Source organism: Agromyces sp. NPDC058104 (genome assembly GCF_042884835.1).
In the GTDB taxonomy this organism is placed as follows: domain Bacteria; phylum Actinomycetota; class Actinomycetes; order Actinomycetales; family Microbacteriaceae; genus Agromyces.
Map to the genome: position 1 here is coordinate 1,052,595 of NZ_JBHVTD010000002.1, position 13,328 is coordinate 1,065,922.

General features: G+C 71.8%; 10 protein-coding genes. 9 read left to right on the forward strand and 1 reads right to left on the reverse strand.

The features are described from left to right. Positions 1-165 precede the first annotated feature (165 nt). From ACFVTH_RS12820 to ACFVTH_RS12835, 4 genes are read left to right on the forward strand one after another with little or no spacing between them, the layout of a single operon-like run. Complete coding sequence (locus tag ACFVTH_RS12820; RefSeq protein WP_387091362.1) at positions 166-1,446, forward strand: ABC transporter substrate-binding protein; 1,281 nt, start codon at positions 166-168, stop codon at positions 1,444-1,446. Position 1,447: 1 nt separating this feature from the next. Beyond that, positions 1,448-2,419, forward strand: coding sequence for a carbohydrate ABC transporter permease (locus tag ACFVTH_RS12825; protein ID WP_387091365.1), 972 nt, complete (start codon positions 1,448-1,450; stop codon positions 2,417-2,419). Then, a complete protein-coding gene (locus ACFVTH_RS12830; RefSeq protein WP_387091368.1) occupies positions 2,416-3,363 on the forward strand; it encodes a carbohydrate ABC transporter permease in 948 nt (315 codons plus the stop codon). Before ACFVTH_RS12825 ends, ACFVTH_RS12830 begins: the two co-directional genes overlap by 4 nt. Continuing rightward, a complete protein-coding gene (locus ACFVTH_RS12835) occupies positions 3,360-5,090 on the forward strand; it encodes an amylo-alpha-1,6-glucosidase (protein WP_387091371.1) in 1,731 nt (576 codons plus the stop codon). Before ACFVTH_RS12830 ends, ACFVTH_RS12835 begins: the two co-directional genes overlap by 4 nt. Positions 5,091-5,197: 107 nt before the next feature. Here the strand turns inward: ACFVTH_RS12835 and ACFVTH_RS12840 are convergent, their stop codons facing one another. Then, a complete protein-coding gene (locus tag ACFVTH_RS12840) occupies positions 5,198-5,854 on the reverse strand; it encodes a GntR family transcriptional regulator (RefSeq protein WP_387091374.1) in 657 nt (218 codons plus the stop codon). A 179-nt stretch (positions 5,855-6,033) separates the two neighbouring features. Here ACFVTH_RS12840 and ACFVTH_RS12845 point away from each other — a divergent pair, with 179 nt between their 5' ends. Genes ACFVTH_RS12845 through ACFVTH_RS12865 form a run of 5 tightly spaced genes read left to right on the forward strand, consistent with a single transcriptional unit; the run spans position 6,034 to position 13,258 of the window. Then, complete coding sequence (locus ACFVTH_RS12845; protein WP_387091377.1) at positions 6,034-8,136, forward strand: beta-galactosidase; 2,103 nt, start codon at positions 6,034-6,036, stop codon at positions 8,134-8,136. After that, the gene (gcvPA, locus tag ACFVTH_RS12850; protein WP_387091380.1) at positions 8,133-9,545 is read left to right on the forward strand and encodes an aminomethyl-transferring glycine dehydrogenase subunit GcvPA; all 1,413 of its coding nucleotides are present in this window, start codon (positions 8,133-8,135) and stop codon (positions 9,543-9,545) included. The genes ACFVTH_RS12845 and gcvPA overlap by 4 nt, the downstream gene beginning before the upstream one ends. Further along, a complete protein-coding gene (gene gcvPB, locus ACFVTH_RS12855; protein ID WP_387091383.1) occupies positions 9,542-11,161 on the forward strand; it encodes an aminomethyl-transferring glycine dehydrogenase subunit GcvPB in 1,620 nt (539 codons plus the stop codon). Before gcvPA ends, gcvPB begins: the two co-directional genes overlap by 4 nt. Before the next feature lie 2 nt (positions 11,162-11,163). Beyond that, positions 11,164-12,510: an ATP-NAD kinase family protein gene (locus tag ACFVTH_RS12860; protein ID WP_387091386.1), complete on the forward strand. Its 1,347-nt coding sequence runs from the start codon at positions 11,164-11,166 to the stop codon at positions 12,508-12,510. Next, on the forward strand, positions 12,500-13,258 hold the full coding sequence (locus ACFVTH_RS12865) for an SDR family NAD(P)-dependent oxidoreductase (RefSeq protein WP_387091389.1): 759 nt from the start codon (positions 12,500-12,502) through the stop codon (positions 13,256-13,258). The genes ACFVTH_RS12860 and ACFVTH_RS12865 overlap by 11 nt, the downstream gene beginning before the upstream one ends. Positions 13,259-13,328: the final 70 nt, after the last annotated feature.

A 13,328-nucleotide genomic window follows, 5' to 3' on the forward strand; every position in this document is an offset into this window, starting at 1 on the left:
GAACGCCTCGCAGCGAGCCCGTTGCGCGTTCGTGATGTCGTCCGCCTTGACGCGATTGAGTTTTGTATACAGAATAATGGCGAAGCATCCCCCACCGCCGACACCCCTGTCGGCACCTCCTGCAATGACGAAAGAGGTAGCGGAATGGCCCGCGCGAACTCGAAGATGAGGCGTCTCCTGGCGATCGGCGCGGCAAGCGCCCTCGCGATCGGCCTGGCGGCCTGCAGCGGCGGGGGAGGTGCGAAGGACGAGAACACCGTCGTATGGTCGACGTGGGGCACCGCCGAAGAGCTCACGCGGTACAAGGAGTTCAACGAGGCGTTCATGGAGCGCCACCCCGACATCACGGTCAAGCTGCAGCCCGTGGCGGGCTACGGCGACTACCACTCGAAGCTCCTCGCCCAGCTCACGAGCAACACCGCGCCCGACGTGTTCTACGTCGGCGACGACATGATGGGGCAGTTCGTCGACTCGGGCCGGCTCATGCCGCTCAAGGAGCTCATGGAGTCGAAGGACAGCCAGACGAAGCCCGACGACTTCTTCCCCGGCCTCTTCGGCGCGGCCGAGAAGGACGGCGAGTACTACGGCGCCCCGAACGACTCGAACCCCGATGTGCTCTGGTACGACAAGCAGGCCCTCGAGGCGGCGGGCATCACCGAGGACCCGGCCACCCTCGCCGAGAACGGCGAGTGGACGACCGAGAAGTACCTCGAGATGAACGACCGGCTGCAGGACGCGGGCCTCACGGGCTCGATGTTCTGGAACTACTGGGCGACCCACTGGAGCTGGCTGTCCTCGCAGGGCCTGCCCGCGCCGTACGACGAGTCGGGCGCGTTCGTCGCGAACACCGACCCGGCCAGCGTCGCCGCGATCGACGAGCTCGGCGAGAAGTTCCAGGACGGCACCTTCGTCGTGGCCGACACGCTGCCCGACGGTGCCGGCGCCGACAGCGTCTTCGTGACGCACAAGGCCGGGTTCTTCGTGCAGGGCCGCTACACGATCGGCACTGTCGAGGCGACCGGCGAGCAGGACAGCTACGACATCGTGCGCTGGCCGACGCCCGACGGGCAGGCGGCGCCGACCGGCGTGGCCGTCTCGTTCCTCGCGATCAACGGCAAGACCGCCGCGAGCGACGCCGCATTCACCTTCTGGACCGAGTTCCTCTCGGCCGAGGGCCAGACCTTCCGCCTCGAGGGCGGCGGCAACGCGGTGCCGTCGATCAAGGGCGCCGACGACGTGGTGCTCGACGGCGACTACCCGGCGCACGCCCAGACCTTCCTCGACATGCGCGACGTGGGCTTCACGAACTACGCCGCCGAGGCGCGGGTCCCCGGGCTCTCGACCGACATCAGCGAGCTGTTCCTGGGGCTCTACGAGGACAAGACCGACGCGCAGGGCACGCTCGACGCCGTCGCCGACCTCGTCGCGGAGAAGTCGGGCGAGTAGCGTGACCGACCTCGCCACCGGCGAGCGGATGCCGCAGGCCCAGCCTGCGGCATCCGCCCCGTCCCCACGCCCGATCCGCAAGGAGTCCGCCTGGCGGCGGCGCGACCGCCGCTGGGGCTACGTCTTCGTGGGCCCGCAGCTGTTCGGCATGCTGCTGTTCGTCGTGCTGCCGTTCGCGGCGAGCCTGGTGCTCGCCTTCGCCAGCTGGGACGGCCTCGGCGAGCTCACCTGGGTGGGCCTCGAGAACTTCAGCGCCCAGCTGCAGGACGAACTGCTGGGCCGCTCGATCATCAACACCCTGCTGATCGCGCTCATCACGGTGCCCGTCGGCCTCGGCCTCGCCGTCGTCATCGCGGTCGCACTCGAGCGGCTGAAGACCCGCACCCTCTACCTGCTGCTCTTCTTCGCGCCGGTGATGACCTCGACGGTCGCGGTCGCGATGATCTGGCAGCAGATGTTCCGCTCCGACGGCGTCATGTCGACGGCGATCGCGAAGGCCTTCGGCGTCGCCCCGCCCGACTGGCTGCAGGATCCGAAGCTCGCGCTGCTCGCGGTCTGCATCGTCGCGATCTGGGCCTCGCTGGGCCTCAACGTCGTGATCTTCCTGGCGGGCCTCCAGAACATCTCGCCCTCGGTCATCGAGGCGGCCCGCATCGACGGCGCCGGCGCCTGGCGGCTCTTCACGCAGATCCGGCTGCCGCTGCTCTCGCCGATCGTGTTCTTCTCGTCGGTCGTGGCGTTCATCTCGTCGCTGCAGACGTTCGACATCGTCTACGTGCTCGTCTCGAACGGCGGGCCCGACAACGCCACCCGCACGATCGTCTACCACATCTACGATCTCGGCTTCGGCCGCTTCGAGTTCGGTCCGTCGAGCGCGGCGAGCGTGATCCTGCTGATCCTGACGCTCGTCATCACGGCGATCCAGTTCGGCGCCCAGAAGAAGTTCGTGCACTACGAGGACGACGCAGCATGAGTCTCACGACCCCCGGCCTCGTCGACGGGGTGCAGCCCGCACCCACCGACTCGACGATCGCGATCTCCGCGCCCGGCTACGACTACCGGCCGAACGGGCAGCGCACCGGCCGCGGCAAGCGGCGCCTCAGCGCGACCGTGCTGCACGCGCTACTCATCGTCGGCGGCCTCGCGATGGTGTTCCCGTTCATCTGGATGCTGCTGACCTCGTTCAAGACGCTGCCGCAACTGCTCCAGGACCCGCTCGCGTTCCTCCCCGACCCGTGGACCTTCGACAACTACGCCGAGGCGTGGAACGCGGTGCCCTTCGGGCAGGCGTACGTCAACAGCATCTACATCGCGGTGCTCGTCGTCGTCGGCACGCTCATCACCGCGTCGATGGCCGGGTACGCGTTCGCGCGCATCCCGTTCAAGGGCAGCAAGGTGCTGTTCATCGTGTTCCTCGCGACGCAGATGATCCCCGCGCAGGTCACGCTCATCCCGTTCTACCTGCTGATGACGCAGCTCGGCTGGGTCGACTCGCACCTCTCGCTCATCGTGCCGGGCCTGCTCGCGAACCCCTTCGCCGTGTTCCTCATGCGCCAGTTCGTGCTGTCGCTGCCGAAGGAGCTCGAGGAGGCGGCGCTCGTCGACGGCGCGGGCCGCTGGCGCATCTTTTGGAGCGTCATCCTGCCCAACCTGAAGCCCGGCCTCGCGGCGCTCAGCATCATCGTGTCGCTCGGCGTGTGGAACGCGTTCCTGTTCCCGCTGGTGCTCCTGAACACGCCCGACCTCTTCACGGTGCCGCTGCTGCTCTCGAGCTTCCAGGGGCAGTTCGGCTCGGTGAACTACGGGCTCGTGATGGCGGCCTCCGCGATCTCGACGGTGCCGATGCTCATCGTGTTCGTCATCGGGCAGCGCCGCATCCTCAACAGCATGGCCGCCTCAGGATTGGGAGGACGATGACCCGGCATTCGACGACCATGGATGCCGCGGCGCTGGCGGGCCTCGCCGGCCGCCACCTCGACCTGGTGCAGGCCCCGTTCACGCTGCCGCGTTCGCGCGTGCTCGTGTTCCGCGAGGACCGTGCCGAGCTCGCCGAGCAGGGCGGCGCCGACGGCGCGCCCCCGGCGACGGCGCTGCGGGTGCACACCTCGGAGTACGAGCGCTGGCTCGACGACTGCCGCGTCATCGACGAACTGGCCGTGCAGGATGCCTCGGGACTGGCGCTGCCCGTCACCGGGGTGCTGCCGCACGCCGTCGAGTTCGGCGACGGCGCGGCGACGCTCACCTTCGCCGGGGCGAGCGCGCTGTCGGTCGGGGGAGCCGCGGGCCTCTCGGTCGTATGGACGACTCCCGACGGCGAGCGGACGTGCGTCGAGCTCACGGCGCGCGCTCCCTCGGTGCGCCTGCACATTGCCGCCGACCGCACCGTGCGGCACGAGGCATTCGGCTCGCAGGACGACGACCTCGCGCAGACCGAGCGCCTCTGGCTCGACTGGTTCGCGAAGTGCCCGATCGTGCGCGACGACCTGCAGCAGATGGCCGCCTTCTGCTGGTGGGTGCTCGGCGCGAACATCGTCGAGCTTCCGGGCCTCGGCGACGCGCGCGGCGTCGTGCCGTCGAAGATCGGCTACGTGGGCGTGTGGCAGTGGGACGCGTACTTCATCGCGATGGGCCTGCGTCACGGCGATCCGGCGCTCGCGCGCGAGCAGCTCGAGATCGCGTTCCGGTTCCCGAGCGAGGACGGGCAGCTGCCCGACGTCGTGCACGAGGCGGGCGTGCTCGCCACGAGCGACGACCTGCCGCAGGCCGACCGCGACCGGCTGCGGCGCGCGGGCTCGCAGATCGCCGACCCGAACGCGCCAGTGCCGCTGACGAAGCCGCCGCTCGCGGCCTGGGCGCTCGCGAAGGTGCTCGAGGCCGAGGACGCGCCCGAGTGGGCGCGCGAGCAGCTCGTGAGGATCCGCCGCTCGCAGGACTGGTGGTTCACGGGCAGCGACCTCGACGGCGACGGCCTGCCCGAGTACGGGCACCCGTACTCGTCAGGGCTCGACGACAGCCCGATCTTCGACGGGCCGCTGCCGACGACCGCGCCCGACCTCGGCGCGTACCTCGTGCTGCAGGACCTCGAGCTCGCCCGGCTCGCCGAGCGCTACGGGACCGATGCCGCGGGCGACCCCGCCGGGCACCGCGCACGCGCCGCCCGCACGCTCGAGCTGCTGCTCGGGCTGTGGAACGAGGCATCCGGCCGCTTCGAGGCGCGAGCCGCCGGTGAGCGCGTCGCGAGCGACGCGGTCGTCGGCTTCATGCCGCTCCTGACCGGAGCGCTGCCCTCGCCCGTGCTCGACTCGCTCATCGCGGCGCTCGGCGATCCCGAGCGCTACGCGCTGCCGTGGGCGGTGCCGACGGTCTCGGCCGCCGACCCCGACTTCTCGGCGACGCGCATGTGGCGCGGGCCGGTGTGGGTGAACACCAACCGGCTCATCGTCGAGGGGCTGCGGGCCTCGGGGCGCGACGACCTCGCGCACGACCTCGCCGAACGCACCGTCGCCCTCGTCGTGCACGGCGGCGGACCGCACGAGTACTTCGACCCGCTCACGGGCGAGAAGGCGCCGACCGCCACGACGGCGTTCGGCTGGTCGGCGGCGCTGTTCATCGACCTCGCGGTGGAACTCTCGGCCGGAGCCTGACCGTCCGCAGCGGCGCCGCACGGTACAGCACGGCTTCTGCAGGAGAATGGGCCCCATCCCTGCCTGACGCGGGTCGTCGGCGCAATTCTCCTGCAGAAGCCGCGGGGCTACGCGGTGAAGTACGGGCTCGAGGCGTTGTCGAGGATGCGGCGCATGCCCTGGATCCAGTTGACCTTGAGTGCGGCCACCGCGCCCGGCACGTCGCCGTCGGCGAGGCACGCGGCGATCGCGGCGTGCTCGGCGGCGACGCGCTCGATCATGACGTCGCTCGGCACGAGCAGCGACTCGTACCGGTGGAACGCCCCGCGCACGCTTTCGATGACGTCGAGCAGGCGCCGGTTCGGGCAGGCCGAGAGCATGATGCCGTGCCACTCGTCGTCCTTCGTGACGACGAGGGCGTGCTCGACGACCTCCTGGTCGAACTCGGCGGCGAGCTCGGCGAGACGCGCACCGATCGTGCGGAGCTCGTCGACGGGGCTGAGCTCGAGCGCCAGGCTCTCGAGTGCGGCCATCACCGGAGCCAGGTCTTCGAACTCGCCCGCACTGAGCGGCACGAAGCGGAAGCCCTTGCCGTTCTCGCTCGTGATCTGGCCCTCGCTCTCGAGGGCGATGAGCGCTTCGCGCAGGGGAGTGCGGCTCACGCCGAGCTCGCCGGCGAGCTGGACCTCGTTGATGCCCTCGCCCGGCTGCACCTCGCCCGCGCGCATGCGGGCGAGCAACTCCTCGCGAACCTGCGAGCGCAGGTTCTTGCGTTCGATCGCCATGAGATCGCCTTTCGGGCCGCGCGCGGCCGTTCGTCCATCGCGGCAAGCCTAGGGCTCAGCCCGGGCTTGACCGCCTCCGGCATCCGGTTTACGGTGTCTGTATACAGAATACATTCTGCATCGCAGGCTGTACATCCCCGCGCACATTCCGACCCGCGCACACTCAGAGAGGAGCAGGCGTGACCGACGAGTCCCCTCGGGCGATCCGGCTCGACGCACTCGCCTACGGCGGCGACTACAACCCCGACCAGTGGCCGGAGGAGGTCTGGCACGAGGACATCCGCCTCATGCGCGAGGCCGGCGTGAACCTCGTGAGCCTCCCGGTGTTCTCGTGGCCGCAGCTCGAAACCGCTCCCGGCGTCTACGAGTGGGGCTGGCTCGACCGCATCATCGACCTGCTCTGGGAGGGTGGCATCAAGGTCGACCTCGCCACCGCGACCGCGACGCCGCCGTCGTGGCTCATCCGATCGCACCCCGAGATGCTGCCGTGGAACGAGGACGGACAGCGCCTCGAGTTCGGCTCGCGCCAGGCCTACTGCCCGAGCTCGCCCGTCTGGCGTGAGCACGTGGCCCGCATGACGCGGGCGATGGCCGAGCGCTACGGCGAGCACCCCGCGCTCGCGCTCTGGCACGTCTCGAACGAGTACGGCGACCACGTCTCCCGCTGCTGGTGCCCCGAGTCGTCCGCCTACTTCCGGCGCTGGCTCGAGGCACGCTACGGCGACCTCGAGGGACTCAACGAGGCCTGGGGCGTCAACGTCTGGGGCCAGCGCTACACCGACTGGGCGCACATCGAGGCGCCGCGCCGCTCGACCGGCCCAGTGAACCCGACGCAGCTGCTCGACTTCGAGCGCTTCTCGTCCGACGCGCTGCTCGAGCTCTTCCAGCTCGAGGTCGACGTCCTCCGCGAGGTCACGCCCGAGATCGGCGTCACCACGAACTTCATGTCGATCCTGCGCGACCTGGACTACTGGGACTTCGCCGCCGCTGAGGACCTCGTCACCGACGACGCCTACCCCGACCCGGCCGACCCGCTCGCGCACGTGCCGGCCGCGCTGAACTACGGGTACATGCGCTCGCTCAAGGGCGGGCAGCCGTGGCTGCTGCTCGAGCAGGCGCCGAGCGGCGTCAGCTGGCGCGACGTCAACGTGCCGAAGGCGCCCGGCCAGTACCGCGTCGGCAGCCTGCAGGCCATCGCGCACGGCTCGGACGGCGCGATGGTGTTCCAGTGGCGCCAGGCCAAGTACGGCCAGGAGAAGTTCCACTCGGCGATGGTCGGGCACCGCGGCGAGGCCTCCCGCACGTTCCAGGAGGCGAAGGCGTTCGGCGCCGAACTGCGGCAGCTCGAGCCCATGCGCGGCAGCCGAGTGCGCTCGCGCATCGCGCTCGTCGTCGACCACGACTCGTGGTGGGGCTCGAGCGCGACCGAGTCGCTGCCGTCGCAGCGCCTGAACTGGCTCGCCCAGGCGCGCGCCTGGCACGCCGCGCTGCACGCGCTCGGCCACGCCGTCGACACGGTGCGCGCGAGCGGCCCGTTCGACGGCTACGACGTCGTCGTGGTGCCGAACCTCTACGTGACGGATGCCTCGGAGGCCGAGGTCTTCTCCGACTACGTCGCTCGCGGCGGCCGACTCGTGGTCGGCCCGTTCTCGGGCGTCGTCGACGACACCGAGAAGGTGCACGACGGCGGAGCGCCCGGACCGCTGCGGGCAGTGCTCGGCGTCGAGGTCGACGAGCAATGGCCGGTCTCCGACGGGCTCGCCGAGCGTGTGGCATTCGCCGGCGGCGGCGAGCACGCGGCCCCGACCTGGGGCGAGTGGCTCGAGCTGCACGACGGCACCGAGGTGCTCGCGCGCTACGCCTCGGGCGAGCTCGACGGCCGCCCGGCGGTCACGCGACGGGCCGGAGGAGCCGAGGCATCCGGCGCGGCCTGGTACGTGAGCTGCGTGCTCGAGCGCGACGGGCTCGTCGCCCTCTTCCGCGACGTGCTCGCCGCGGCCGGCCTGCCGGCGCGCGAGCGCATCGACCTCGACCTCGAGGCCGTGACCCGCAGCGACGAGACGACCGACTACACCTTCGTGCTCAACCACGGCCGCCGCGAGCTCACCGTCGACGTGCCCGCCGGCGCGCGCGACCTGCTGGCGGGCGACGACGGCGGTCTCACCGGCACCACCCTCGTCCTTCCCCGCTTCGGCGCCGCCGTGCTCGCGACGCCGCGCGCGACGGAACCGCCCTTCATCACCCTGTCCGACACGAACCACCGAACGACCGAGGCACCATGACCGACGCATTCGTCCATCCGTACATCCCGAACACCGCGCCCGCGACGAAGCAGGCCATGCTCGACGCCGTCGGGGCGACCTCCACCGAGGAGTTCTACGCCGACGTGCCCGCCGAGCTGCGGCTCGGCCGGCCGCTCGACCTTCCGGCGCCCCTCCTCGCCGAGCAGGATCTCGCCCGCCACGTGCGGGGCCTCCTCGCGAAGAACCGCTCGACCGACGAGCGCCTGAGCTTCCTCGGGCACGGCACGTACCACCACTACGTGCCGGCCGTCGTCGACGAGGTCATCACCCGCAGCGAGTTCCTCACCGCCTATGCGGGCGAGCCCTACGAGGACCACGGCCGCTTCCAGGCACTGTTCCAGTACCAGTCGCTCATGGCCGAGCTGCTCGCCATGGACGTCGTGAACGTGCCCACCTACGACGGCTACCAGGCGACCGCGACGGGCCTCGCCATGGCCGGGCGCATCACCGGCCGCCGCCGGGTGCTCGTCGCGAGCGACGTGCTGCCGGCGAAGTACTCGAAGGTGCTCGACTTCGTGCGCGTGCACCTCGACCTCGAGGTCGTCGCGACCGTGAACGGCACCGCGGATGTCGCGGGGCTCGCCTCGCGGCTCGGCGACGACGTCGCCGCGGTCTGGGTCGAGACGCCGAGCGTCACGGGGGCGGTCGAGGCATCCCTCGCGACGATCGCCGAGGCGGCGCACGCCGCCGGCGCGATCCTCGTCGTCGGCACCGATCCGATCGGCTACGGCGTGCTGACGCCCCCGGCCGAGCAGGGCGCCGACATCGTCTGCGGCGACATCCAGTCGCTCGGCCTCCACCAGTGGTACGGCGGCGCCCACGGCGGCTTCATCGCCGTCGCCGACGACCCGACGTTCGTCATGGAGATGCCCTCGCGCCTCTTCGGCCTCGCGACCACCGACGTTCCGGGCGAGGTCGGCTTCGGCGACGTCGCCTACGAGCGCACCTCCTTCGCCCTGCGCGAAGAGGGCAAGGAGTGGGTCGGCACCGCCGCCGCGCTCTGGGGCATCGCCGCAGGCGTCTACCTCGCGCTCATGGGACCGCAGGGCATGCGCGACCTCGGCGAGCTGCTGCTCGCCCGCACGCGCTACGCTCAGCTGCGGCTCGCCGCGATCCCGGGCGTCGCGCTCGGCGACGACGCGCTGCACCTGCGCGAGTTCACGATCGACGTGTCGGGCGCCGGCCTCACCGCGCGCGGTGTCGTCGAGGCGCTCCGCGGCCAGGGCATCGAGCCCGGCGTCGTGCTCGGCGAGCACACCCTCGTGGTCTGCGTCACCGAGCTGACGAGCCAGGCCGACATCGACCGGCTCGCCACGGCCCTCGCCGGTCTCGCGAGCGGCGCCGGCACCGACGCAACCACCACGACCACCGAGGAGCAGAACGCATGAGTCTCCCGCTCGCACCCAAGCCCGCCGTCCGCCGCTTCCACCAGGCCAGCTGGGACGAACCGGTCGTCTTCGAACTCTCCACGCCGGGCGAGCGGGGCGTCCTCGTCACGCCGATCGAGCCGGGCGTGCGCGAGGCCGTCGGCGACGTGGTCGCCGCACTGCCCGCGGGCCTCCGCCGCGACGCACCGCCCGCCCTCCCCGAGATGGGTCAGCAGCGCGTGCTCAAGCACTACCTGCGCCTCTCGCAGGAGAACCTCGGCGCCGACTTCAACGTCGACATCGGCCAGGGCACCTGCACCATGAAGTACTCGCCGAAGATCAACGACCAGCTGATCGGCGTGCCGCAGCTCACCGCGATGCACCCCCTGCAGGACCCGGCCGACGCGCAGGGCGTGCTCGAGATCACCTGGAACCTCGAGCGCATGCTCGCCGAGATCTCGGGCATGGCGGAGGTGTCGCTGCACACGCAGGGCGGCTCGGCCGCGATCTGGGCGAACATCGCCATGATCCGCGCGTACCACGAGGCGAACGGCGAGGGCGAGCAGCGTCGCGAGGTCATCACGACGATCTTCAGCCACCCCTCGAACGCGGCGGCGGCGAAGGCGGCCGGGTACGAGGTCGTCACGATCTTCCCCGACGCCGACGGCTACCCCGACCTCGCCGCCCTGAAGGCGGCGCTCTCGCCGCGCACCGCGGCGATCATGGTCACCAACCCCGAGGACACCGGCATCTACAACCCCGCCATCAAGCAGTGGGTGGATGCCGCGCACGAGGTCGGCGCCCTCGCGTCGTACGACCAGGCGAACGCGAACGGCATCCTCGGCATCACGCGCGCCCGCGACGCCGGGTTCGACGTCTGCCACTTCAACCTGCACAAGACGTTCTCGACGCCGCACGCCTGCGGCGGACCGGGCGCCGGGGCGAACGCGGTGAGCGAGGCGCTCGCGCCGTTCCTGCCCGGGCCGCGCGTCGTGCGGTCGACCGACGAGTCGGGCGACGTGCGCTTCGACGTGCAGGAGGCCGGCCCGCAGTCGATCGGCTCGGTCGCGCCCTTCCACGGGGTCGTGCCGAACATCGTGCGGGCGTACGCGTGGATCATGGCGCTCGGTGCCGAGGGCCTGCTCGCCGCCGCCGAGATCGCGGTGCTCAACAACAACTACCTGCTGAAGAAGGTCACCGACATCCCCGGCGCCTCGGCGCCGTACGCCGAGGGCCGGCGCCGCATCGAGCAGGTGCGCTACTCGTGGCAGGAGCTGTTCGAGGAGACGGGCATCTCGTCGGAGGAGATCGGCATCCGCCTCTCCGACTTCGGCATGCACTACTGGACGAGCCACCACCCCTACGTCGTGCCGCAGCCGTTCACGCTCGAGCCGACCGAGTCGTACTCGATGGCCGAGATCGACGAGTACGTGGCCGCGCTCGCCGAGGTCGCGCGCGAGGCGCGCGAGACGCCCGAGGTCGTGCGCACCGCGCCGCACAACCAGACGGTGCACCACACCCATCACGACGACCTCGACGACCCCGAGCGCTGGGCCATCACCTGGCGCGCCTACCGCCGGAAGTACTTCGGCGAAGGCGCCCCGGCCGTCGCCGACGTCGCGGAGTCGGCCGCCTGAGCATGCTCGCCCTCGTCGTGAACCCGGTCGCCGGGGTCGGCGGTCCCGCTGGGCTCGCCGGCTCCGACGGCGCCGACGTGCAGGTCGAGGCCGCCGCGCGCGGTGCGAGGCCGCAGGCCGGCGAGCGGGCCCGGGTCGCGCTCGAGGTCGTCGCGACGAGCCTCCGTCCGTCGCGCAGCGCCGACGGAGTCGACGCGACTCGAGACCACGCCCCGGTCATCCTCACGGCCGCCGGCCCGATGGGGGAGGACGCGGTGCGCGCCGCCGGCCTCGAGGCGCGCGTCGTCCACCGCCCGGGCGGCGCCGGCGCCGAGGCATCCGCGCTCGAGACGACGCCGGCCGACACGACCGCCGCCGTGCGGGCGCTCGTCGACGCCGGCGCGACCCTCGTGCTCTTCGCCGGCGGCGACGGCACCGCCCGCGACGTCGCCGCGGGGCTCGGGCCGTCGCCGGTCGTCGGCGTCGCGCCGAGCCGCGCCGACGGGTCGGCCTCGCGCGACGGCGTGTCGACGGCGGATGCCGACGACTCGGCGCACGGCGCCGGCCGTCGTGGCGTCGCCGCCCTCGGCATCCCCGCGGGAGTCAAGATGTACTCGCCGGTCTTCGCCGTCAGTCCGCGGGCGGCGGGCACCCTCGCCGCGGCGTGGGCGGAGGCATCCGCGACGGGCGCCCTGCCGGTGCAGCAGCGCGAGGTGCTCGACCTCGACGAGGCCGCCATGCGACGCGCGCGCGTCGAGCCCCGGCTCTACGGCACGATGCCCGTGCCCTACCGCGCCGGGCGCACGCAGTCGCGCAAGGCCGCGACGCCCGTGAGCGAGCAGGCCGCGGTCGCCGCAGCCGCCCGGGGCGCCGCCCGCGCGCTGCTTCCCGGCGTGCGCTACCTGCTCGGGCCCGGCGGCACGATGGCCGAGCTCGCCCGCGAGCTCGGCGTCGCGAAGACGCCGCTCGGCGTCGACGTCGTGCTCGACGGCCGCGTCGTGCGCGCGGGCGCGAGCGAGCACGAGCTCGTCGACGAGATCTCGCGCGGCCCCGCGAAGGCGGTCGTGAGCGTGATCGGCGGGCAGGGATTCCTGCTCGGCCGCGGCAACCAGCAACTCTCGGCGCGGGTGCTCCGCCTGCTCGGCGACGACCCGCTCCTCGTCGTCGCGCCCGAGCAGAAGCTCGTCGACCTCGGCGGGCGCCCCCTGCTCGTCGACACCGGCGACCCCCGCGTCGACGCCCGCCTCGCGGGCTTCACGCGCGTGATCACCGGCGCGGCGACCACGAGCGTCTACCCTGTGCAGGCACCCGACGCCGAGGCATCCCACCCCACCCCCACTCACACCGAAGGAGAAGGCCATGCGCCTTGAGAACAAGCAGGCCATCGTCACCGGCGGAGCGGGCGGCATCGGCCGCGCGACGTCGATCGCCCTCGCCGCCGAGGGCGCGAAGGTCGCCGTCGTCGACCTGAACCTCGAGGCCGCGCAAGCGGTCGCCGAGGAGATCCGCGCCGCCGGCGGCACGGCCATCGCGCTCGCGGCGGATGTCGCGAGCGAGCCCGACATCGAACGGGTCGTGCAGACCGTGGTCGACGAGTTCGGCGGCGTGAACGTCGTCTTCAACAACGCGGGCATCATCCGCCGTACGACCGCGGTCGAGACGACCGTCGAGGAGTGGGACCGCGTGTTCGGCGTGAACGTGCGCTCGATCTTCCTCATGTGCAAGCACGTCGTGCCGGTCATGGAGGCCGCGGGCGGCGGCTCGATCGTCAACACCGGCTCGGGCTGGGGCCTCAAGGGCGGCGGGCAGGCGATCTCGTACTGCGCCTCGAAGGGGGCCGTCGTCAACATGACCCGTGCGCTCGCGATCGACCACGGTCCGCAGGGCATCCGGGTGAACTCGGTGAACCCGGGCGACGTGAACACGGGCATGCTGCGCGACGAGGCCCGCCAGCTCGGACAGGCCGAGGACGGGTTCCTCGCCGAGGCCGCCGACCGGCCGCTGCGCCGCATGGGCGAGCCGCGCGAGATCGCGTCGGCCGTCGTGTGGCTCGCGAGCGACGAGTCGAGCTACGTCACGGGGTCGGCGCTCGTCGTCGACGGCGGCGGCATCGCGTAGCCCGAGCCCGTGCGCGCGCTGCTTCTGCAGGAGAATTGCACTGAGACGCCCTGACAGGCGACCATGGGGC